Here is a 22730-nt window from a genome sequence, read left to right as displayed (position 1 = left end):
AATAATCCCATGCATATACTAGTCACCAACGACGACGGCGTAACAGCCCCTGGACTTCTCGCTCTCGCGCAGGAGATGCGCAAACTCGGCAACGTGACCGTCTTTGCGCCGGATAAGAACTGGTCCGCTTCCGGACACGTAAAGACGATGGAACGTCCATTGCGCGTGAAGGAAACCCTCCTCGCGGACGGCACATCCGCGTTCGCCTCGGATGGCGCGCCTTCGGATTGTGTTGCCCTGCCATTACTTGGTCTCATCGAAGAGCAGATAGACCTGGTCGTTTCAGGCATCAATCCCAACGCCAACATCGGGCATGACGTGACCTACTCCGGCACCGTCACCGCCGCGATGGAAGCGGTCATTGCCGGTGTGAAGGGCATCGCGGTCTCGCTGGATTCGCCGGAGGGGCACAAAGGTCCACTCGACTACTCAACTTCGGCTGTTGTCGCGAAGCGCGTCGCGGAGCAGGTCATCGCGGATGGATTGCCCGGGGGCGTGGTCTTGAATGTCAATGTGCCGTATCTCAAAGAGTCCGAACTCAAGGGTTACATGATCACGCGGCAGGGATTGCGTGTCTATCGCGATGCGCTCGATGTGCGCATTGACCCGCGCGGCAAACCGTATTACTGGATCGGCGGCGAAGCGCCGACCGGCGTCGCGGAGGACGGCACGGACTTCGGCGCGCTCGCGCAGGGCTATGTTTCCATCACCCCCTTGCAATTGGACCTGACCCATCTCAAGGCAATGGATGTCTTGAAGAAGTGGAGTTTCAAATGAACTTCCTCAAAAACCTCTTCGGCGGTTCGTCCGCCAAGCCTGAAAAACGCTATTACGTTTTCACGGTCAAATGCCTGCGCTGCGGCGAACTGATCGAGGGGCGCGTGGATCTGGACAATGATCTCAGCGTGGAATATGAAGAAGGCGGCGATGTGTACCATGCCCGCAAGGTATTGATCGGTGAAAGCCGATGCTTCCAGCGCGTTGAAGCCACATTCAAATTCACACCTGCGCGCACATTGATCGAAGGTCAGGTCATGGGCGGAGAGTTTGTATCGTGACAAATCCAAGGATCGAAAAATATTGGAACGATTTTCTTGCGACCCAGCCGCCTGATTCTCCCTATCGCAGTAAATCATATGTTGCCGAAGGCTTCGGTGATCATCCCAAACTGGCGGATGAACTTGGTGCATTGATTCTTAATGGAATCAAAACAGGCACTTGTTCCGCGCTATGGGAGTGGGAAGTCGAAGGGAATCCGATACCCGAAGGCGGGCTGATCTCCATTACCTTGAACGGCGCTGGTGAACCGATTTGCATTCTCGAAACCACCGAAGTCACCCTCCGCCGCTACAACGAAGTGGACGAAGACTTTGCCCGCTCCGAAGGCGAAGGCGATCGGTCCCTTGCCTATTGGCGCGATGCTCACGAACTTTTCTTTTCACGCGTCCTCGCAAGGATCGGCAGGGAGTTCAGCGAAGATATGCCCCTCGTCTGCGAACGCTTCCAGGTCATTTATCAATAAATGCGCCGCGCAACGCAAATCATCCTCATTCTGCTCGCCGTCATCCTGATCATACAGGCGGCATACTCCCTGAGCTGGCCCCTCGCGCACGACGAAGCGCCCCTCTTCTACGAAGCCTTCCTGATGCAAAGCGAAGGGCGCATGCCATACCGCGACATCTTCGACTTTCAAATGCCGGGCGCCTATGCCGCCTATTACCTGCTTGGCGTCGCCAGCAACTTCGGTCCCTTCCGCATCCGAATTCTCGATCTTCTTATCCTCGCCGCGCTCATCGTTTTCACCTATCTCGCCATGCGGCGTTTTGGCAAACCTGCCGCGCTTGCGGGCGGCATTCTCTTCGGGTTGAAATACCTGCAGGGCGGGCCCGCACTCTCGTTGCAACGTGAATATCTCCTGCTCGTATTCATCGCTCTCGCTCTTTTTGTAGGATTGCGTGACACTCTAACTCTCAAGCATCGTCTCAGCCTCGGCGTTCTCTTCGGTCTGGCGGGGGTCATCAAGCCCCACGCAGCGCTCGGCCTGCTCCCCTTCCTGCTCTTTGACATGGCAGACCTTCGCGGACGCCCGGGCATGTCCCTGCCAGATCTTGCAAAGCAAGGCATCCTTCCGATGGGGATGGGATTTTTGACTCCAATTTCATTGGCCACTGCATGGCTGGCATTGACGGGCGCATTGACTCCTTTCATGGATATTGCGCTGAATTACTGGCCGCTTTACTCGCAAATCAACGGCGAGATGGCGATCACGCCCCCGGCAGAGCGAATGTCTTATGTATTGAATCAGGCCTGGCGTCTGGGCGGAAGCGGCTGGTGGTTGATCCCCGCCGCACTTGGCATCCGTCTCAATCGCAATCGTCAAACATATCTGCTCGCCAGTCTTGCGCTGTGTTATGCAATCTATCCTGCATTGTCGGGGCAATTCTTTCCATACCATTACATTCCGTTTACCTACTGTATCGTCCTTCTTGCATCATTATCCATCTCCACCATTAACCATCCTCCATTAACCGTTTTACCCTCTTTCATCTTGCTTCTTACACTCGCGATTTCCATCCGCCCTTCCCAAACCCTCCTCCGTCAGCTTGAAGGCAAATCCATCGCCACCTCCACCAACCGCGCCGGGGAGATCACCCGCTTCCTCGAAAAAAACCTCGAAGAGGGTGACACCGTCCAGCCGCTGGATTGGACGGGCGGCACGCTGCTTGCCCTGCTCCATACGCGCGCGCCGCTTGCAACTTCGTACGTATTTGATTTTTATTTCTATCATCATGTTTCCAATCCCTACATCCAATCCATCCGGGCAGATTTTATGACTCAATTGCAGGGAGCCCAGCCGCGTTTCATCATTGAAGTTGCCGCCATAGACAAACCATGGGTTTCCGGCGAAGACACCTCGCGCGAGTTTGCCGAACTGCGCTCATTTCTGGATGAGCGGTATTCCGTTACAATGGAAAAGGAAGATTACGTCATCTACGAATTCGACGATGGACGATAGACCGCAGACCGTGGTCAACTGTCCATTGTCCATGGTCAAACATGAAACGCATTTCCATCCTTTACCTTATTCTGCCCTTCAGCCTCTTCCTCTTCGGCTGGGTGCGATTATCCATTGCCATTCCCCTTGCAGTCATTCTGCTCATCGCACTCTGGCAACTTCTTAAAAACGATCAGCCGCCAACCATCAACTGCCAACCCGCAACTGTTTACTGGTTGCTCCTCACTGGCGCCTGGCTCTTCCTCTCCGGCATCGGCGGCTACGCCTTCCAAAACTGGGATCACAACTGGCGCAACGTCGTCCTGCGGGATCTGATCAACTTCGACTGGCCCGTCTACTACGCCACCCCCGAACGCGGGCCGATCAAAATGCTGGTCTATTACGTCGGCTACTGGCTGCCCTCGGCATGGATCGGCAAACTCCTCGGTTGGAAAGCCGCCAACTTTGCCATCTTCCTGTGGACATGGCTTGGCATCATCCTTGTCACCCTGCACCTCGCCTCTGCTCTTAAAACCTCCGCCCTCAAAGCAACACTTCTCCTCATTTTCTTCAGCGGACTGGACGTACTCGGCGCGCTATTCTTTGCCAAAGATTATCCAACCTTGCTGCCGCCCATCACCCACCTCGAGATATGGTCGAAGAGTTTGCAATATTCCTCTTTTACCACACAGTTATTTTGGGTCTTTAATCAAGCCGTCCCTGCCTGGTTGTGTATTGCTATGGTCACTGTCATTGCGAGGAACCATGAAATGGCAACGAAGCAATCCCCGAACGAGTCGAGGATTGCTTCGGGCGACGTGCATCACCCTCGCTATGACATGATCATGCTCCTCTGGTCCCTTTGCTTCTTCTTCGCGCCTCTCGCCGCGGTTGGATTTTTACCCTACGTCCTTATCGAACTCATCAAAGGAACTGACTTCAAAGCTCCATTCAAACATCTCCGTCTTGAAATCATCCTTGCCGCCATCATTATCTTTCTGCTTTCATCCTTCTTCTTCGCTGCCAATACCGCCGCCCAGTCCCGCGGACTGCAATCCATCCTCTTCACCGATTTCCTCGCCTTCTTACTATTTGAAGGCGGGATTCTCTGGCTTGTGCTTGCTCCAGTCAAATGGCGCGACCCGCGCTGGATGGTCACTGGCTTGCTTTTTCTCGTCATCCCCTTCATCCAATTCGGCAGCGACCGTGACTTCGTCATGCGCGCCTCCATCGCCCCGCTCTTCTACCTGATGTTGATGACAGGCGAAACCATCTTCCAGAAATCTACTCCCCGCTTAATACTTGCAGGATGTTACTTGTTACTCGCTATCGGCGCCTTAACTCCCACCTACGAAATGAACCGCTCCATCTATCGGACCTACGAACATTATTTTGTTCTCGATGACGGCCGGAAAGTCCAAACCATCACCGAGCCTGTAACCCGCCTCGAACCGCCCGGAGTCCCCGAATACGAGCATCCCAACACGCTGACGGCAGATGCCATCCCCACCCTCCAATTCATGACCGATGAACTTTCGCAGAACTTCATCGCCAATGTCCGGCAGACGTTTTTCTACAAATACCTTGCACCCCGCTAGAAGAGGAAACCATCATGTCCCAACCTCCATCCCTTCCAGATCCGCCGGCCTTTTACGCCGAAGTCTGGAATATCGTCTGTATGATCCCGCGCGGAAAAGTCGCTTCGTATGGGCAGATCGCCAGGATGCTCCGCCCGCCCGCTGGCGTGGACGCTGAAACTTTCTCTGAATTTGGGGCGCTTTGGGTCAGCAATGCAGTGGCGGCCAGCCCGAGCGAAGTGCCGTGGCAGCGGGTGGTCAATTCCAAAGGCGAGATCACCGAACGGGACGGTCTTGAAGCGAAACGTCACAAACTCATGCTCGAAGATGAGGGTGTGCCGTTTAATGTGAGAGGCCGTATTGACATGAAGAAATACGGCTGGAGCGGAAAAACAAAATAAGGAGATTGCCATGCCTGCGTTTACTTCTCCTCCAAACATGCAAACTTTCTACGAACAGGTCTGGAACCTCGTGCGCCAGATCCCCGTTGGAAAGGTCGCCACCTACGGTCAGATCGCCAAATTGATTCCCCCGCCCCATGGCGTGGAGATCGAAGCCTACGCCGCCTTTGCCCCGCGCTGGGTGGGCGGCGCCATGGCAGCCTGTCCCGATGATGTACCGTGGCAGCGAGTCATCAACTCGCAAGGCAAGATCAGCGAACGCCCCGGCGCGGAGAGGCAACGTCCGCTGCTCGAAGCCGAAGGCGTGGTCTTCGACGCCAAAGGCAAAGTGGACTTGAAAAAATTCAGTTGGAGCGGGATGAACGAAGACGATGCGCCGAAACAGGCAGCGATGTTCTAAAAAAGTGGGAAGTTGATCACCGCTGACCACTTCCCACTGATAACTGACTACTACTCACCATTCCTCATTCAAACCACCTATGTCCCACATCCTCATCATCGGCGGAACCTCCACCGACATCCTCCACCTCGAAACCCAAACCGCCCCTTCTGCGGGCGGCGCAGGGATGTACACCGCCATGGCGGCTCACCGCTGCGGATCAAACGTTTCCCTCTTCGCTCCTCACCCTGACCCCATTCCCGACGTTCTCCAATCCATTGCGGAGCGACTCACTGTATGGTTCGGACCCATCGTTAACCCCGAAGAAGGACTGCCGCATTTTGAAATCTCCCAGCGCGGCGGCAAGACCGAATACCTCAAAGCCACCTTCGGCGCAGAGTCGACTCTCACGCCGGAGATGCTGCCCGCCGACCTCTCGACGTACGCTTGCATTCACGTCGTCCCGCTTGGCGATGCGCAAAAGCAATTGGACTTCATCACCGCCTGCCGTAAACGCGGCGCAAAGAAAATTTCCGCAGGCACTTACCTGACAGGCGTGGATAAATCCCCGCACCTCGTTCACAGCATCATCGCGCAGACCGATATCTTCTTCATGAACCAAAGCGAAGCCGTTGGTTTGTTCGGCTCGCTCGAAGCGGCACACACCGAAGCAGGCAAACTGCTCTTCATCACCCTCGGCGCGGATGGCGCGTGTGCCATTCAAGGCAATTACAAAACCTTCATCCCCGCCGTCCCAACCACCGAACTCGACCCCACCGGCGCCGGAGATACGTTTTGCGGCGCAACTCTGGCGTATCTTGCGCAGGGTAAACATCCCATCATTGCGGCGCAGCATGCTGTTCCGCTTGCCGCGCAGATGATCGCGCATGTTGGTCCCACAGCGTTATTATTCAACGAACCCTCGCCTGAAATTTCAAACAGCCCCAAAGCGCAGACCAACCCGACCCAGATTCAAAAAATTTCAAAAATGGTTGCCGCGCTCGATGAAGCCGCGCCCTTCAATTTCATCAGCCCCGAACTTCCGCCCGCGCAGCACCCCAAAACGCTCGATTACTTTTTCGCGGTCACACTTCAGCAGTTCAGTTTTTGGAACGAGAAAAATAACCGCTACCACACGCCGCTTGTTGCGCCGCTTGGCGGAGTCAGCCAAAAGGGCGCATTCTATCTCTTCGACGCATACAGGCGTCGGCTTGAGTCCGATGCGGATTTTTGTTCCCCTGAGCGGCAGGCAAATTTGAGTCGCGCCGAGTTGCTTGAAATCTTTAAAGCGGATGATGGAACCGATCCCATGCCCGCGCTGGACTTGCACTTGGAAATGGCAAATGCCTACGGGGGGGATATGCTTGCGCTTCGCCTCACGCCCGAGGTTGTTTTGCAACAAGCGGGAGCCTCCCCCACCCCCTTGCGGACTCTCATCTCCATCCTCGACAAAATTGGCGGGTACAAGGAAGACCCGCTCCGCAAAAAAAGCGGACTGCTCGCGCTCATCCTCAACCAACGCCCCGAAGCGTTTTTGACCTTTGCCGATGGCGAGCAAGTGGAACCCGTCATCGACTATCACCTGATGCGTTCATGCTTGCGTGTGGGCTTGGTGGATATTCTCGACGCGGACTTGAAAACGAAGATCACCAACCGCGAACTGATCTCCCCCGCAGACGAATGGGCGATCCGCCTCACCGCCTTTCGCGCCATTGAAGAAGTTGTGGCGTTGTCTGGCAAATCCACGGGCGCTGTGGACTGGTTCTTCTTCGGCGCGCGCAAACGCTGCCCCGAAATGACCGAACCCGAATGTCACCTGTGTCAGATCGATTCGGTTTGCGCTCATCGGCGGGAACTTTTTCAACCTGTTTTACGTACTAGTTTCTACTAAACGCACAACTTGTGTATGGTTAGAAATTAACAGGCAAAAAGGAATTTATCAATACATGAAAAACACGCTCAAAAATGTTCTTGCTTCACCCGCCGCATGGTTTTTTACGGCTGTCTGGCTCGCCTCCCTTGGATATTTGTTATGGACAGGGAATGGTGTCATCGGCTCAACCGCCTTTGCGTTGGGGATTTTGGTTTTCTCTGCCATTACGGTTTTCATGACCGAAGATCAAACGGAAGCCCCAGCGGTAGAAAAGAAAAAATCACCGTTCTTTTGGCTTCAACTTCTTGTCGTTGTATTCTTTATCCTTCTCACAGGCTACCGCGGATTTGTATTCAATGTGCAGCCTGCCCGTGCTATGAACATCCCTGTCTGGTCATGGTTTGGTGACTGGTTGTCAAACCTTGGCGGGCGCTATTTGTCCAACGTGGTTGACCACTCCCCCGGGCTTGCCGCCGCGAATTTTGCTGGATACTTTCTGATTCCCTTTGTGCTTTTGTTGCTGTTGGGCGCACGCCTTCCCGATTTGGGACTTGGCAAGGGGCATCGTGTTTGGCGGGTGACTGCCTTATGGGTGAGTATTCCACTGGTTTTCTTTGTTATCAACATTGTCAACGGCTCCACTTCACTAATCAGACTGGGAACAATGTTCTTTGGAAATCTGTTGCGGAACGGTTTTTCAGAAGAATTCCTCTTTCGAGGCGCGCTTCAAACCCGCTTAAGGCAATGGATTGGCTCCGACTGGGCGCTGGTCATTCAGTCTTTGGTGTTCGCCGTATGGCACCTCGGCGCAGATACACAATTCATGGGCGGTGACGTCCTGCAAGGACTTGCGCTCGGTATTGCCTCGCACAGCATCTCTGGGCTGGCAATGGGCGTCATCTTCCAGCGGACACGCAATTTAATTGCGCCGTCCATTGTTCATGTTGTCATCAATATGTTTGGAAGTTAATGATGAGATAATTTCCATTCCCCTAGAAGGGATGAATGAAAAAGCATAAACATCATGTACATTCAAAAAAGCCGGGCTGGTTTTAATTAACACCAGCCCGGCTCTTTTGAATTTTATTTTGTACTCAGGATCAACGCCCAAGTCAACAGCCAGCCGATGGTATTTCCGGCAACATGCGCGATCATCATCAAGTAGATATTCTTCTTTCGCTCAACCGCGAATCCCCATGGCAAAAGCCAGATGATGCGTGAGATCAATTGCCACGGCGTCCAGAAGTGATACAGCGAAAAGAGGGAAATGTTCAGGGTCACCGACCAGTTCCGTGGTCCGGGGAGACGCGGGAGTAAATAGCCGCGGAAGTAAAACTCCTCGACGATCGGCAGAAAAAAGCCGTTAACAAGCAAACCGATCCAGAAGGTGGTCAGCAAGGCTTCGCGAGAAAAGGCACTGAACTGCTCCACATCAAAGACAAAGAACCAATCTGGCAGCCAGCCAAAGAGTTGTCTGGCAATGACAACATCCAGCATGGACAAAGCGCCTGAAGCCAGAAACCCCCAAACCACCAAGCCAAGCGGAATCAGAACATATTGCCAGCGCGGAAGCGGCTCACGATATTGAATGATTTCGTTGAAACTGCTTTGCTTCGCTTGGACGAAAAGATATCCCAACTCCAGCGGAGCGATCACAACGCCTGCCGCAACCAATATTGCAAGAATGGCAGGATAACCGTTCTGCAAGAATAGGGGTGCCAGCAGCACGTAGGCAAGTGTGCCAACTGCGCCCGGCAAAAGATGAAGGACGATGGATTTTGAGATTGAGTGTTTGTTATTCATGGTTTCTCCTTTTATTTATACATACTAATTAGTATGTATAAATGATAAAAAAATTTATTCGCTTCGTTTGAGCCCTTCGAGCAGAACATCTGCAAAAGTCTCAGCACTGCCCTTTAATGAAAAGGACTTCGGCGAGACAAGCCATAAATGAATGATGCCATTTTGAAATGCGATGAACGAACGCGCCATTTCCAACGGTGAAATATCGTTCCGCAATTCGCCGCTGCCAACGCCGATCTGCATGGCTTGTGCAATACTCTCGACCATCATCTGACCGGATTGAATTTGCTTTTCACGCCCCGCTCCCAATTCAGGATGCATGCCTGTCTTGAACAACGCCAGTTCCATCACGGCACGCGCTTCTTTATTCTCCTCGATATAAACAAGTTGGCGGATGAAGACCCGCTTCAAAATCTCGGTGAAGGTTCCGCCTTCAGCCGCAGCCCGCTGCACAATGTTCGCGCCTGTCGCAGAAACTTCTTCCACAAGTGTATTGTACAGGTCAGCTTTGCTTTGGAAGTGATGATACAACGCGCCGCGAGTCATCTTTGCGGCTTTGGTGATGTCATCAATCGACGTTGCCGCATATCCCCTGGCGCTGAAAAGGGTCAAGGCAGTTTTCAAAAGGGTGGCGCGGGTGACCGCCGCCTCTTCCTTTGTGCGTCTCATATTTACATACTAATCGGTATGTATATGTTTGTCAAGGGGGATTTATCTTGCCAGTTCAACCACCAGCGTATCCAGAGCCAGATCCAGTGTGATCTGGCTCGTTTTTACCTGCTCATCGATCTTCAACAGACGGCGGTAAATTCCTTCGAGCGCTTCCATCGAAAAGCGCCCCGCCTGCCCGGTGGTTTTCTCCGCCACGAATGGATGCACGCCCAGCGCGCGCGCCACATCATCTTTGTTTCCCCGTCCATCCAGGATCTCACGCGCTTGGATGAGCAATCGAAATTGTCGCACGACCATTCCCCATAATGAAAATGCATCCTCGTTCTCCAAAAGCCGATGCAATAATCTCTGCGCGGTCTTGGCATTGCCCTGCGACAAGGCATCCACGAAATCGAACACGCTTTGCTGGGAGCTGACGATGCAGACCGCCTCCACATCGGACCCGCGCACAGGCCGCTCCCAGTTGACATATGCCAGCAGTTTGGAGAGTTCCATCCCCGCCTGACGGGTATCCACACCCACCATCTCGGCAAGTTTGCTTGCAGCCTGTGGTTCGATCTGTCCGCTTTGTTTTTTGGCTTCGTTGACGATCCAGCCGGGCATGTCTCTTTGCTTGGGAAGAAAAAATGCCTGCGTTCTGACGAGCGTCTTATTTTTCTCGGCCCATTTCACCAGCCAGTGTTTTTCCGCCCCCTTCGGTTCGATGATTTCATGGATGACAAGCTTGGCGCTATCGGGCGCTTTTTCCGAGAACTCTAAAAACTTTTTACGTATGGCGGGATTATTGAATTTGGAAGAAGGGTTGGAAAGCAGCACCAGCCGCTTCGGCGCAAGGAACGGCATGGCATTGACCGCGTTATTGAAGTCGTTCTCGGTCATGGTGCGCGCTTCGAGACGGGTCGTGTTCATGTCCGCGGTTGTCGGGTCGCTGAACTCCGACTCGAAGTCCTTGAGTTTGCGCGCAATGGCAAATTCGTCGTTGCCGTAGAGGAGGCAGATGTTGGGCATATATTTCATGGTAGGGACACAGCGCCGCTGTGTCCCTACTTTGTAATGATGCGATGAACGCCCTTGCGAACAGGAACAATATCCACGATCTGCAAATTACCAAGATTCGCTTCGGTGGTGACGTGTTGCTGAAGCCACGGTCCCAGCGGACGGCTGAGGCTGAAACCGACAAGGGCAAGGGTTAACGCGAAAGGGATGAGCAGGAATCGCCACAGGGTGGATTTTGTCGCTCGCAGCGGCGCCCAGGCAAAGGTCGCGGAAAGCAGCGCGCTGGTCGCGAGGTTGGTCCCGCAGCCGGGATGAATCGCGAGTTCGCTTTCGCCGCAGTTGAGTCGCGTATGCGCTTCTGTGGCGGCGACCCACACATCCTGTGTGTTGAGATTACCAAGCAGGAAAAAACCCGTCGGGTTGGAATGTCCCGCCATGCGTTGGCCGGGGAAGTGACGGCTGAGGATGTGAAGGGTGGCGTGTTCGAGCGCGTGATTGCGCCGTGTTTCGAGAATGAGGGGCAGATCGAGGATCATGGGGTGATTATACGTCAGGAAGTGACTGCATAAATTTGTTCGAGCATTTTTGCAAACTCACCTGATGGGCGCGGCTTGAGGATCTCCTTACGCTCGTCGCGGGTGAGGGTGTGCATGAGCAAATATTGCACGGCGTATTTGCGGAAGAGGCGCGAGCCGTCTTCGTCGCCGTAGAATTCGACGCAGCGAGCGAGATGGTCGCGGACGAGTTCATGCGTCATCTGCGGCGTGACCTGGTCGCGGTCGATGCGCGAGAAGATCCACGGGTTGGCGATGGCGCCGCGTCCGATCATGACGGCATCGACGTTGGTATGCTGTTTCATGCGCTCAATATCCGCCACCAGTTTTACATCGCCGCTGCCGATGACGGGAATCTTGACGAGGGATTTGACTTCGGCGATCGCATCCCAATCGGCGTCGCCGGCATAACGTTGTTCTTTTGTGCGTCCATGAATGGCGATCAGCGAGCCGCCTTCCTCTTCGACGATGTGCGCGATGAGTTTGTAGTTCTTGTTACGGTCCCAGCCGAGACGGATCTTGCCTGTGACAGGCACGCGCAGGTGCTTCACCAACTTCCGAAAGGTGCGAGCCGTTCTTAACGGCGAAGGCATCATGCCTACCCCCGCGCCGCGGTCCGCGATGGTCTTGGCGGGACAGCCCATGTTCAGGTCGATGATATCAGGATTGAGTTCCTGGATTTTCAACGCGGCGTTGAGGATAAGGTCGGGGTCGTCGCCGTAGATCTGGAAGGTCAGCGGGCGTTCAACTTCCTTGAAGAATAAACGCTTGGCGGGTTCCTTGGAGCGGCTGAGGATCTTTTCCACCTTGACGAATTCGGTATAACTCATGGCCGAGCCGAGCTCGCGGCACAGCGAGCGGAAGGGCCAGTCGGAATACCCGTCCATTGGGGCAAGGATCGCGTCGCCGTGGATGGGTAATTCACGGATATAAAAGTTGGGAGTCTTGCTTTCGTTCATAGGCTTGAAAGTATAACAAAAAAGACTTCGGAAATCTTTAAGACATCCGAAGTCTGGAGAGCGCTTAGGCTGCCTGGTTCTTCCACAGCTCCAAAAAGTGCTTGCGGAATTTCGTGACCTTCGGCGCCACGACCGCCATGCAGTACGGCTGGAATTGATTGTGCACGAAGTATTCCTGATGATAATCCTCGGCGATGTAGAAATCCTTGAGCGGTTCCACTTCGGTGACAATCGGGTTGTCCCAGATTTTCTGTGCGTCCAGCTCGCGGATGGTTTGCTCGGCAGCTTCTTTTTGCTCAGGCGTATGATAATAAATGCCGGAACGATACTGCGTGCCCGCGTCCCCGCCCTGGCGGTTCAACGTGGTGGGGTCATGGATGGCGAAGAAGACATTAAGAATATCGCGGAATGAAATCACAGATGGGTCGAATTTGATCTGCACCACTTCGGCATGACCCGTGTCTCCATTACAAACGGCGCGGTAATTGGGGTTGGGAACATGCCCGTTGGCGTAGCCTGAGTCTACGGAGAGGATGCCCTTCACTTCGTCATAAACAGCTTCCAGACACCAAAAGCATCCCCCAGCCAGGGTGACGGTTTCATAATTTGCGTTCATGGTACATACTCCTTGTTGTTGGTCTGCGGATCAGACGCGGCGTGACACGGAAATATTCTTAAGGAATGATTACAGTTTTAACGAAAAAGACCGCCCGTTCAAGGCGGTCCTGGAGGTTTCTATCTCATCCCCGAGACTGTGATCAGCCCCTTGGTGACACTGATATTCATCAATTCCAGCCCTGGAACCTGCGAATTGATCTGATCGGCTATGACCTGATTTAACCAGGATTGCACCTGGGAGACCAGTATCTTTGGGATGATTTGCCTCCCGATCTGCAGGGATTCGATTTCAAAATGAGGCTGGTTGCTGCTGTCAATTTTCAGGGTTCCAACAATCAGCGCGGAGGTTGAACTCTCGTTTCCACTGACGATGCCCCATACCTGAATCCTGCCATCCCGCAGATAGACCTGAACATCGCTGAGCGGCAGGTCCGGGCTGTCCTTCATTTCCATGGCAAACCAGGAAGTGATCTGCTGTTCAGTGATCGTTGCGGATGATAATGAACCGGGCTGGGGGATTGCGTTTTCCAGTATTTTTACCGTATCCAGCGCAATTTTGTCCGAGACGATGATCTCGGCGCCGGGACGTTCGGGTGCGCCTGCCATGCCGTCTTTTGCATTTTCAACCGCAAAGCCGATCAACGTGTCCACGAGCGGGGAATACTGGGGATATGTAACGCCAATCTGGGCGCGGGTCTGAGGCGCAATATCATCCCCAATGGATGGCTCATCGTACAGTACGGGTGTTGATAACGCCAGCATTTTTGCAAGATTTGATTTGGGGTTGTTCCTGGCCACCACAAGCGTGGTGGTGCCAAACAAAAATACCGCGATCACAACCGCCAATACCGCGCGCAGGGTGCTCTTATAGGACCTGGATGCCCGCCAGATGCTTGTGTTTATACCGTCCGGTTTGGGCAGTGTCGGGCTGGCGGATTTTAGGCGGAGAAGTGCCAGTCTGGCTTCATGGTTGTTTGGGTTGATCTGGATGGCTCGCTCACAACATTCGATCCTGCGCTCTTTGTCCTCCTCGATGCGCGCCATTAACATCCACCCGGCCTCATCCCTGGGATGGGCTGTCAGAAATTCGGTTAATAATTTTTTGGCCAGTCCCCGGTTACCGCGCTGGAAAGTGTAATCGGCCTGTTTGAAAAGTTCCTGTTTCTTCATATCAAAGAATCCCCGAGGGTCGAAAGACCCCCGGGGATTGAGTCTCTTTCTAGATGGCTGGTTCGGGCTGCGGCGCGGCTGATTTTTCAAGCACGATTTCGCCGTCGTCATTGACGTTCACTTCAATGGAGTTGCCCTCCACGAATTCACCGGAGAGCAGTTTATCGGAAAGGGGGTCTTCCACCTTCTGTTGAATGACGCGGCGCAGCGGCCGTGCTCCAAATTCGGTATCGAAGCCCTGCTCTGCAAGGGAGGCCAATGCCTCGGAGGTGGCATTCAGTACAAGGTTATGGTCCTTGATGCGTTCGGAGACCTTGTCCAGTTCCAGGGAAACGATCTTCAGGATGTCATCCCTGTTGAGCGAGCGGAAGATGACGACTGAATCCATGCGGTTGATGAATTCGGGGCGGAAGGCGCGCTTGAGCGACTCACTCAACTTCTTGCGCATTTCCTCATAGGAGAGTCTTTCCTCGGTCACCTCGTCACGCTTCAGGGCGAAGCCGAGAGAGGATTGCTTTTTAATGACATCCGCGCCGATGTTGGAGGTCATCACGATGATGGCGTTGCGGAAATCCACCTTGCGTCCCTTCGCATCGCTGAGGTGGCCTTCCTCCATGATCTGTAGCAGCATGTTGTGGACCTCGGGATGCGCCTTTTCGATCTCGTCGAAGACGACGATGGAGTACGGCCTGCGGCGCAGCGCTTCGGTGAGCTGACCTGCGTCCTCATAGCCGACGTATCCGGGAGGTGCGCCCACCAGACGGGCGGCGGTGTGACGTTCCATGAATTCGGACATGTCCAGTTGTATGGCAGCATCTTCACTGCCGAACATGAATTTGGCGAGGGTTTTGGTGAGTTCGGTTTTGCCCACGCCTGTGGGCCCGAGGAACATGAAGGAACCGATCGGGCGTTTGGGGTCTTTTAAGCCGGCGCGTGCGCGGCGGACCGCGCGGGAGATGGCGATGATCGCATCCTCCTGCCCGATAATACCCTTACGCAACTCATCCTCCATCTTGAGCAGGCGTTGTGATTCGGCTTCCGCCAGTTGCATCAGCGGAACACCCGTCCACATGGAGACGACCTCGGCAATATCCTCCGCGGAAACCACCGGGCTGTTGGCGCGGTCCCAGCCGGTGCGCAGGCGTTCGATCTGCTGGCCGAGATCCATTTCACGCTCCTCCCATTCCTTGATGTCTTCGTTGTTGCCCTCCTCCAATGCAAGGGTGCGGTTCTGGCGCGCGGCGCGTAATTGCCCGAACAGATCCTTGGCATGTTTTGCGGCGGGACTTTTGTACATACGTACACGCGAGGATGATTCATCGATCAAGTCGATGGCTTTGTCGGGTAAAAACCGTTCGGTGACGTAGCGTGAGGATAAATGCGCGGCGGCTTCCAGCGCTTCGTCGGAGATGACCAGATGGTGATGCTCTTCGTAGGCACTGCGGACGCCCTTGAGGATGGCAATCGTTTCCTCCTCGGAGGGTTCGTCCACCTGCACAGGCTGGAAGCGGCGTTCGAGCGCGGCATCGGATTCGATATGCTTGCGATATTCATCCAGGGTGGTCGCGCCGATGACCTGTAACTCGCCTCGGGATAAGGCCGGCTTGAGGATGTTCGCCGCATCGACGGATGACCCTGCGGCTCCCGCCCCGACCAGCATATGGACCTCGTCAATGAACAGGATTGCGCCTGATGTTTTCAACTCATCGATGATCCGTTTAAGTCTTTCCTCGAACTGACCGCGATACATGGTGCCGGCCACGAGCGAGCCGACGTCCAGTTGAAGGACGCGCTTGTTCATCAGCGGTGCAGGGACGTCGCCTTCGACGATGCGCTGGGCAAGTCCCTCGACGATGGCGGTCTTGCCGACGCCGGGTTCGCCGATGAGGGCGGGGTTGTTCTTGGTGCGGCGCGCTAAAATTTGAATGACGCGCTCGATCTCCATTTGACGCCCGATGACGGGGTCGAGCTTCTTCTCCTCGGCTTTGGAGGTCAGGTCCGAAGCGAGTTGATCGACGAGGGGGGTCTTGGGGTTGGCTGCCGAAGCGCCGCGGCTGCCTGATGGGGGGCCGGCAGGCGTCGGTGAGGAGGAAGCGGATTCGTTCAACACGCGGCGTGTCTGACGACGGATCTGGTCGGGCGTCACGCCGAGCTTGCGAAGCACTTCCATTGCGACGGATTCAACCCGTACCAGCCCGAGCAAAATGTGTTCGGTTCCGATGTAGTGATGTCCGAGGCGGCGCGCTTCATCCACGGCAAATTCGAGCACCTGCTGGGTTTCGGCTGCAAGTTCGATCAGGTTGGGGTCAAAGTTGACCGGGTTCCCCGAAACGCGCGCAACCACTTCACGGACGCGGTCGGAGGTCATGCCGAGGTCGCGCAGGACGCGCCCGGCAACGCCGCCTTCCTCGTCCATGAGTCCGAGAAGCAGGTGTTCGGTCCCAATGCTGTTTTGGCGGGCGCGCTCGGCTTCCTGATGCGCGAGGCTGAGAACACGCCTTGCCCGCTGTGTAAATCTTTCCATACCAGCCATAATGTTTCTCCTAAATTCCTGGTAGGATTCTACCAAAAAGCGGGGGGACTCCGTGTAGGAAAAAGGTTAGAGTTTCCTTACGATAGGCATATGCTTTCGTTTGTTCTCCCCTGAAAATCGTGAAAGCGGCGGTTTCTTTATTATCGGTTGTCTCCATCGCCTTGAATCGTACCGCGCGCCTGCCTGTCCAAAAGCTTGGTTAAATTGGATTCGGCGACTTCCTCGAGGGAAATTTCCAGTTCGGTGCAGGCCTGGGCGAGATACCAGAGCACGTCGCCCAGTTCGGCTTTGAGCGCCTCCCGCTCCGCCTCGCCGATGACTCCGTTTTTGTCCCTGAAAATTTTCTTGATCTTGCCCGCCACCTCTCCCGCCTCGTTGACAAGGCCGAGAGTCGGGTAGATGACCCCATGCCCGATGGCGGGGTATTTTGCGGTGACGCGGGATTTGGTTTGGTAGTCACTGAATTTCATAATAATTCCATTGAGATTTGGGTTTGCAGGTTGGAAAAATAAATTTGCGCCTTGCAAAATTTACTTTGCCAGTGGGAGATTTTGGTTTGCGCCTTGCAAAATCTATTTTGCCAGTGGGAAACTTTGGTTTGCGCCTTGCAAAATTTTATTTGCCCTGCGGAAAATCTGGTTTGACAGGCGGAAAACGGCGGGATTTGGTTTGGTAGTCGGTGAAGTTCATGAATTCTCCAAAGCTTCTAATATTGTAAGTTGAATTTAGGTGGTATCTCAGCAAGATCTATAACCTCTTGTCCGCTAATAAGATAAACACCCTCCGCGGCAATTTGATAATCGATAACTAACTCAGGCGGTTTTTCAAGTTTCGATATGTCTAACTCAACTTTTATTGCAGCAACCTCGAGTGTTACGCCAGGGTGAATAACATTAGTTTGAGATGAGCCGAATCGTTGATGTCGTTCAGTAATAATTCCTGGCAACCTTGGCAAACCAAAAGCACCATTACCATCAATGCCAGAGCTTGAAATTGCATATGGTTGCTGCACATTTATATCAAGGAATGGCGATTTAGCTGATCCTCGCCCTTTATTTTCAATGCCCAAGATTATTGTGAAATTCTGAAATTTCTCTTTACTGCTTGTATGGTTGATTGTCTTACTTAAGCTCAGATTCGGTTTTGGTCTTCGCCCAAACATATCCTCGAGCATTGTATGCGAAGCTATGTTGAAGGTGCTGCCACTTCTGAAAAAATAATGATTTTTTATTTCTTCAATATTAAGTATTACACGGTGAGGAGGGAATACACTTTCAGGAATAAATACTATTCCATAACCATCTTTTCTTTCATTGTCCAAATCTATCCAGCATCCGTCTATATTTCCAACTATTGGCTCAGTTATTTGAGGGGCGAGCTCAAGTAAGTTTTGCACAAATTGCTGTACGTTTGTTATTTGTTTTGGCTTTAATGTTTTATCTTCAATTCCCCAAATCAAAACACCACCACCAGAATTGGCAAAACCAGAAACAGCTTTTGCTAAGTTTTTTCGATCGTTCTCATGAAGGATCGCATCTCTTCTGTCATGTTTTTCTTTGAAATCAAAATGAACACGCTCAACGGATCCTATTCAGGTTTACTTAGATTGATTTACAATAGTCGGTATGACATGGAAACCATCATACCTAACCCGAGAACAAATGGAAGAAAGACGGCTTGAAGGTGGACGGCTGTTGAAAGCTGGAAAAATGTCAAAAGCCGAAATCTCAAGACACCTCGGAGTAAGCCGGGCCACGGTCGGCCAATGGGCCAGAATCATAGAAACAAAAGGTATGCGCGGACTCCAAAAAAGAAAAGCGGCTGGTAGCGAGCCGAAGTTGAGTAATCCACAAAAGCAAAGCTTAAAGAGGAAGCTGGAACGAGGGGCTTTGGCGAATGGATATCCAACTGATCGCTGGACATTGGACCGTGTCCAAAAATTGATCAAAAGAGAATTTGATGTCACTTATCATCCGAATTACCTCAATCGATTGTTGCGCAAACTAGGTTTCAGTCCACAAAAGCCAATGCCACAGGCTATTGAACAGGAAAAAGAGTTAGTGGAAGCTTGGTTGCTAGGAGATTGGCCAAGGATAAAAAAAGTCACATCGTCTCAAAGCAAAAATCGTATTTTGGGATGAATTTGGGTTCTCCTTTCAAGAAATATTGGCTACGACGTGGGCTCGGACTGGCAAGAGACCCGTTTTTCGACGGGTAACCAAAGATCGTCGAGCGCTATCGACAGCCGTAGCGCTGACACTTACAGGCAAGATCTACAAGAAATGTTTTGAAGGTTCGATAAAAAGCGATAACTTGATTGAGGCACTTGAACACCTCCGTAGGCAGGTACCTGGAAAAATCATCTTGATCTGGGATCGAGCCCGTATTCATCTTAGCAAGCTCACCAAAGCTTATCTCTGCCAGCATCCTGAGATCATGATTGAAGAGTTACCTGCTTACGCTCCACAGCTCAATCCGGAAGAGTATTGTCACGGAAATGTTAAACAACATCTCAGAAATGCTCGTCCAACTTCTAAAGAGGAGATTCGCTCAATGCTTGATCGTGGTTTTGCTCGCTTGCGTCGTCGACCAGACTTACTTCTTGGCTTCTTTCATGCCGCCGGTCTTTCTGTTAGGCAACTTCAGTTAACCTGAATAAAACCTTCGAGCAGAATTCTATAAACTCATTTGTGTTTTTGATCGTCTCAATTTTGTTAAACAACTCATTTGCTTGATTCATAGAAGTTATCCTTTTTTTGGAAGGCTCTTGTCAACCCCCGCCACCACGCATCCTTCTCGCCGGGGACGAACGGCGTGTACAGCGTCAGCCTATCGGCAATGCCTTCGTAGCGTTTCTTCAGATCGGATGCGAGATTTTCCTGCGTGGTCATCAGGCAAAACTCTGCCAGCATCTCATCGGTGATCAGCATGGGCATTTCGTGCCATTCGCCTTTGGCGGCGAAACCCGAAAGTTTTTCAGCAGTCTCGCCCCAGCCGTGCAGGTCCATGACGGGCTTGTATGAAGGCGTGGATGCGTAGAACGCGACCTGCATCCGCGCAAAGCCAACTTCTTCGGGCGTGGCCGCCACGAAGGGAGTCATCGAGACGGTGATGTCGCCGCGTTTGCGTCCGCTTTTTTGCAAGCCCTCCTGGATGGCGGGCAGGATCACTTCATTCATGTAGCGCGGACTGTTGAACGGGTGCGCGTGGAATCCCTCGCACAGTTCGCCAGCGAGTCTGGCGAGTCCCGTATTCACACCTGCAATATAGATCGGGATGTTTGGATTCTCAATTGCCCCCGCATTGAAAAACGGCGACATGAGCGTGATCTTATAATATTCGCCGCGGAAGTTCAACTTCGTGCCGTTCTGCCAGCTGTCCCACAAGGCGCGGATGACCTGGATCTGCTCGCGCAGTTTGCCTGTCACGGATTCGGGCCACGGCATCCCAAAGCGCCTCTCGATGTGCGCCTTGACCTGTGTGCCCAACCCCAACATGAATCGTCCGCCGGACTGTGCCGCCAGATCCCATGCGGTGTAGGCGAGGTTGGCAGGTGAGCGCGCAAACGACACGGCAATGGCAGTCCCGAATTCCATCTTTGACGTGTGCTCCGCGATCAGCGTGCAGGGCAAAAACGGATCGTGCTGGGTTTCCTGGGTCCACAACGCGGCGAAGCCGATCTCTTCGGCGGCTTTCGCAACGGCGTGGACATCCTTCAATTGAACAGGGGGGAGGGCAGCATCCAGTTTCATGGGGCAAGTATACAAGGGGGGAAGGGAATAGGGAATGGGGAATAAAAAATGCCCCGCGTACGCGGGGCTTCAACGGTCAAATTTTCTGCTCTTCGTTCAAACTGTCCACAAACCCGTACAACTCGCGGCTTTCCTGCAGCCAGACGTTCGGGATGGTGGTTCGTTTCAAATAGCGGACGATGCCATCCTTGTCCACCACCAGGGAGGCTGTCCGCTGGAAGAGCAGGAAGTATTTCTCCAACTCGTACAGGTTATACACGGCGCGGTCCGGGTCGCACAGGATCGGGAAGGGCAATTTGATCCCCTCGGCATATTTTTGCGCCTTTTCCACATCTTCACCCAAAATGACAATGACCTCCGTCCCTGATTCACGGAATTGGTCGTACATCCGCCCGAGGTGTGCCACATGCGTGCGGCATTGATAACAGGTCGTCTCACGGATGAAGAAGACGATCACATTTTGTTTGCCGCGGAAAGCCCTCAGCGAAATCTCCTGCCCGTTGGTGGCGGGCAGTTTGAAGTCCGGGGCGAGCGAGCCAATCTTGGCTTCGATTGAGTCGATGGTCATGTCATCCCTGATGGCGTGAAATGTAAAAGCCTTACTTTTCCAACAAGTACGCCATGATCCAGTTGGTCGTGGCGTTCAAGCCGTCCATGTGGGCACGCTCGTAGTTGTGCGAGGCATCGATGCCGGGGCCGATCAGCGACATGGCCACGTCGCCGCCTGCGCGCCAGAACGCTTCGCCATCCGAACCGTAAAACGGATACACATCCGTTTTGTATGGGATGCCATGCTTCACGGCGATGCCGCTCAGTTTTTTGTTCAAGCCTTCGTGATACGGACCCCCGCTGTCCTTGATGCACAGTGTGGCGTGGAATTCATCCGACGCCTGTCCCTCGCCGACGACCGCCATGTCCACCGTGACCAACTCCGCAACTTCATCGGGGATGCCCGCCGCCGCGCCATGCCCAACTTCTTCATAGTTACTGATGAGGAAATACGCGCTTCGCAGCGGACTCTGGCCTGATTCCCCCATGGACTTGACCGCCGCGACAAGATTCGCAACGCACGCCTTGTCATCGAGAAACCGCGAGCGGATGAAACCATTCGTCACTTCGGTGCGCGTGTCGAAGGCTGTACAATCGCCGATGTTGATTCCCAATGCACGGGTTTCTTTTTCCGAAGTCGTACGCGCATCGAGGCGGACTTCCAAATGCTTGTCATCGCGTGGAAGGTCAGCACCGCTGTGGATGTGACCGGACGCGACATCGATCAACACCGATCCGCGAATCTTTTCGCCGTTGGTGGTGAAGACCCACACGCCTTCGGTTTCCACCGTAGGCCATTGCACCCCGCCGATCTTGCTTAACTTCAAGCGTCCATTGGGTTTGATCTCCTTCACCACCGCCCCGAGCGTGTCCACATGTGCGGTCAATGCGACAGGCGGCAGGTCGGAGTCAACTTCCCATTTTGCAAGCAGTGCGCCCTTGCGCGTGCGTGAAAGTTTCAACTGCTTATACTTGGAAAGTTCCTTTTCCACAAAATCTATTGCCGCGCCGGCAAAGCCTGTCGGCGAAGGGACGTTGAGCAGGTCAACGAGGAAGTCGGTGAAATATCTTTCGTCAATTTTTGGGAGGGACATGGAATGCCTTTCGGTTTAAAAGTTGACAAGTTGGAAAGTTAAAAGGCTTGAACCTGCCAATTTTTAAACATTCAACCTTTCAAACTCTGTGATCTTCTTCCGCCACTCATCAGGGACGGGAATGGTCTTCAAGCCTTCGTAATCGAATGTGACCAGCGCCACCGTTCCGCTTGCCATGACCCTGCCGGTGTTCGCGTCCATCACGCACTGCTCCACCGTCATGGACTTGTTGCCGATCTTCGCGGTCCGCACGCCGACCTTGAGCGGATCGCCGTAATGGGTGGGGGCATGGTAGGTGATGTGGATGTCCGCGACGATGACGCCGATCTCCATGAAGGACTGGTCCTTGGTGAACAAACCCAGTTGCATGAAATAGTAGACACGCGCCTGCTCGAAGTACGTCAGGTATTTCGCGTTGTTGACATGTCCCTGCGGGTCCAGATCTCCGTAGCGGACTTCGGTGGGGTGGAAGAATTTGTAATCGGCCATAAAGGTGATTATAGCCAAAGAGTCCCTGGCCGAGTAGACGTGGATGCCCTTTACATGGGCGGCGGTATAATCCCATCATGCTTCCCGACCTGCAATTGAACGACCACCTGCGCCTGCGCAAACCGCATCCCTGCGGCTCGTATGAGTGGATGGTGGTGCGTCTCGGCGCGGATATTGGACTGGAATGCAGGGGCTGCCAGCACCGTGTCATGCTTACGCGCCGCGAACTTGCGAAACGCATGAAGATCAACCTTTCCCGGCAGGAACGTGAAAAACCAACAGACCCCAAAGGCGTATAACTCAGCTGGGGTCTGAA

27 protein-coding genes are annotated in these 22730 nt (G+C 53.5%); 13 read left to right on the top strand and 14 right to left on the bottom strand.

The features are described 5' to 3' along the window. Window positions 1-9 precede the first annotated feature (9 nt). The 9 genes from surE to QY332_01290 all read left to right on the top strand — a co-directional run bounded on the left by surE (window position 10) and on the right by QY332_01290 (window position 8195). Window positions 10-777 (top strand): 5'/3'-nucleotidase SurE, encoded by a 768-nt coding sequence (gene surE, locus QY332_01330; protein ID WKZ36566.1) that lies wholly within the window; start codon window positions 10-12, stop codon window positions 775-777. After that, window positions 774-1058, top strand: coding sequence for a hypothetical protein (locus QY332_01325; protein WKZ36565.1), 285 nt, complete (start codon window positions 774-776; stop codon window positions 1056-1058). Before surE ends, QY332_01325 begins: the two co-directional genes overlap by 4 nt. Further along, the gene (locus QY332_01320; GenBank protein ID WKZ36564.1) at window positions 1055-1522 is read left to right on the top strand and encodes an ASCH domain-containing protein; all 468 of its coding nucleotides are present in this window, start codon (window positions 1055-1057) and stop codon (window positions 1520-1522) included. The genes QY332_01325 and QY332_01320 overlap by 4 nt, the downstream gene beginning before the upstream one ends. Beyond that, window positions 1523-3016 (top strand): hypothetical protein, encoded by a 1494-nt coding sequence (locus QY332_01315; protein ID WKZ36563.1) that lies wholly within the window; start codon window positions 1523-1525, stop codon window positions 3014-3016. A gap of 41 nt (window positions 3017-3057) precedes the next feature. Next, the gene (locus QY332_01310; GenBank protein ID WKZ36562.1) at window positions 3058-4593 is read left to right on the top strand and encodes a hypothetical protein; all 1536 of its coding nucleotides are present in this window, start codon (window positions 3058-3060) and stop codon (window positions 4591-4593) included. Between the two features lie 14 nt (window positions 4594-4607). Next, a complete protein-coding gene (locus QY332_01305; GenBank protein WKZ36561.1) occupies window positions 4608-4973 on the top strand; it encodes an MGMT family protein in 366 nt (121 codons plus the stop codon). 10 nt (window positions 4974-4983) lie between these two features. Further along, window positions 4984-5373, top strand: coding sequence for an MGMT family protein (locus QY332_01300; protein ID WKZ36560.1), 390 nt, complete (start codon window positions 4984-4986; stop codon window positions 5371-5373). A gap of 79 nt (window positions 5374-5452) precedes the next feature. Then, entirely contained in the window at window positions 5453-7243 is a 1791-nt protein-coding gene (locus QY332_01295; GenBank protein WKZ36559.1) for a PfkB family carbohydrate kinase, read from the top strand. A 55-nt stretch (window positions 7244-7298) separates the two neighbouring features. After that, the gene (locus QY332_01290; protein WKZ36558.1) at window positions 7299-8195 is read left to right on the top strand and encodes a CPBP family intramembrane metalloprotease; all 897 of its coding nucleotides are present in this window, start codon (window positions 7299-7301) and stop codon (window positions 8193-8195) included. Window positions 8196-8308: 113 nt separating this feature from the next. Here the strand turns inward: QY332_01290 and QY332_01285 are convergent, their stop codons facing one another. From QY332_01285 to QY332_01245, 9 genes are all read right to left on the bottom strand, one after another. Further along, window positions 8309-9028 carry a CPBP family intramembrane metalloprotease gene (locus QY332_01285; protein ID WKZ36557.1) on the bottom strand — a complete coding sequence of 240 codons (720 nt, stop codon included), beginning with the start codon at window positions 9026-9028 and terminating at the stop codon, window positions 8309-8311. A 54-nt stretch (window positions 9029-9082) separates the two neighbouring features. Beyond that, window positions 9083-9697, bottom strand: coding sequence for a TetR family transcriptional regulator (locus QY332_01280; GenBank protein ID WKZ36556.1), 615 nt, complete (start codon window positions 9695-9697; stop codon window positions 9083-9085). 42 nt (window positions 9698-9739) lie between these two features. Next, a complete protein-coding gene (gene holA / locus QY332_01275) occupies window positions 9740-10708 on the bottom strand; it encodes a DNA polymerase III subunit delta (protein ID WKZ36555.1) in 969 nt (322 codons plus the stop codon). A 35-nt stretch (window positions 10709-10743) separates the two neighbouring features. Beyond that, window positions 10744-11232, bottom strand: a complete 489-nt coding sequence (locus tag QY332_01270) for a DUF6391 domain-containing protein (GenBank protein WKZ36554.1) — start codon at window positions 11230-11232, stop codon at window positions 10744-10746. Between the two features lie 14 nt (window positions 11233-11246). Then, window positions 11247-12209 carry a tRNA-dihydrouridine synthase family protein gene (locus QY332_01265; GenBank protein ID WKZ36553.1) on the bottom strand — a complete coding sequence of 321 codons (963 nt, stop codon included), beginning with the start codon at window positions 12207-12209 and terminating at the stop codon, window positions 11247-11249. A gap of 64 nt (window positions 12210-12273) precedes the next feature. After that, on the bottom strand, window positions 12274-12825 hold the full coding sequence (msrA, locus tag QY332_01260; GenBank protein ID WKZ36552.1) for a peptide-methionine (S)-S-oxide reductase MsrA: 552 nt from the start codon (window positions 12823-12825) through the stop codon (window positions 12274-12276). Between the two features lie 119 nt (window positions 12826-12944). Continuing rightward, complete coding sequence (locus QY332_01255) at window positions 12945-13997, bottom strand: hypothetical protein (GenBank protein ID WKZ36551.1); 1053 nt, start codon at window positions 13995-13997, stop codon at window positions 12945-12947. A gap of 49 nt (window positions 13998-14046) precedes the next feature. Then, on the bottom strand, window positions 14047-16530 hold the full coding sequence (locus QY332_01250; protein ID WKZ36550.1) for an ATP-dependent Clp protease ATP-binding subunit: 2484 nt from the start codon (window positions 16528-16530) through the stop codon (window positions 14047-14049). Window positions 16531-16670: 140 nt separating this feature from the next. Next, window positions 16671-17000: a nucleoside triphosphate pyrophosphohydrolase family protein gene (locus QY332_01245; GenBank protein WKZ36549.1), complete on the bottom strand. Its 330-nt coding sequence runs from the start codon at window positions 16998-17000 to the stop codon at window positions 16671-16673. Window positions 17001-17023: 23 nt separating this feature from the next. Between QY332_01245 and QY332_01240 the strand changes: the two genes are divergently transcribed. Next, complete coding sequence (locus QY332_01240) at window positions 17024-17206, top strand: hypothetical protein (protein WKZ36548.1); 183 nt, start codon at window positions 17024-17026, stop codon at window positions 17204-17206. A gap of 30 nt (window positions 17207-17236) precedes the next feature. Here QY332_01240 and QY332_01235 read toward each other — a convergent pair whose 3' ends face one another. After that, a complete protein-coding gene (locus QY332_01235; protein ID WKZ38482.1) occupies window positions 17237-18121 on the bottom strand; it encodes an ATP-binding protein in 885 nt (294 codons plus the stop codon). 70 nt (window positions 18122-18191) lie between these two features. Between QY332_01235 and QY332_01230 the strand changes: the two genes are divergently transcribed. Beyond that, on the top strand, window positions 18192-18671 hold the full coding sequence (locus tag QY332_01230) for a winged helix-turn-helix domain-containing protein (protein WKZ36547.1): 480 nt from the start codon (window positions 18192-18194) through the stop codon (window positions 18669-18671). A 25-nt stretch (window positions 18672-18696) separates the two neighbouring features. Then, window positions 18697-19185 carry a transposase gene (locus QY332_01225; GenBank protein ID WKZ36546.1) on the top strand — a complete coding sequence of 163 codons (489 nt, stop codon included), beginning with the start codon at window positions 18697-18699 and terminating at the stop codon, window positions 19183-19185. Between the two features lie 68 nt (window positions 19186-19253). Here QY332_01225 and QY332_01220 read toward each other — a convergent pair whose 3' ends face one another. From QY332_01220 to QY332_01205, 4 genes are all read right to left on the bottom strand, one after another. Further along, the gene (locus QY332_01220) at window positions 19254-20282 is read right to left on the bottom strand and encodes a TIGR03617 family F420-dependent LLM class oxidoreductase (GenBank protein WKZ36545.1); all 1029 of its coding nucleotides are present in this window, start codon (window positions 20280-20282) and stop codon (window positions 19254-19256) included. A 76-nt stretch (window positions 20283-20358) separates the two neighbouring features. Next, the gene (locus QY332_01215) at window positions 20359-20850 is read right to left on the bottom strand and encodes a peroxiredoxin family protein (GenBank protein ID WKZ36544.1); all 492 of its coding nucleotides are present in this window, start codon (window positions 20848-20850) and stop codon (window positions 20359-20361) included. A 31-nt stretch (window positions 20851-20881) separates the two neighbouring features. Continuing rightward, on the bottom strand, window positions 20882-21925 hold the full coding sequence (locus QY332_01210) for a M42 family metallopeptidase (protein WKZ36543.1): 1044 nt from the start codon (window positions 21923-21925) through the stop codon (window positions 20882-20884). Between the two features lie 63 nt (window positions 21926-21988). Next, window positions 21989-22414, bottom strand: coding sequence for a thioesterase family protein (locus QY332_01205; GenBank protein WKZ36542.1), 426 nt, complete (start codon window positions 22412-22414; stop codon window positions 21989-21991). A gap of 77 nt (window positions 22415-22491) precedes the next feature. Between QY332_01205 and QY332_01200 the strand changes: the two genes are divergently transcribed. After that, the gene (locus tag QY332_01200; protein WKZ36541.1) at window positions 22492-22713 is read left to right on the top strand and encodes a DUF951 domain-containing protein; all 222 of its coding nucleotides are present in this window, start codon (window positions 22492-22494) and stop codon (window positions 22711-22713) included. The last annotated feature ends 17 nt before the right edge of the window (window positions 22714-22730 follow it).

This window comes from Anaerolineales bacterium (assembly GCA_030583885.1).
GTDB lineage: Bacteria > Chloroflexota > Anaerolineae > Anaerolineales > Villigracilaceae > Villigracilis.
The sequence above is the reverse complement of the archived record's forward strand: the minus strand, read 5'-3'. Positions and strand labels throughout refer to the sequence as shown.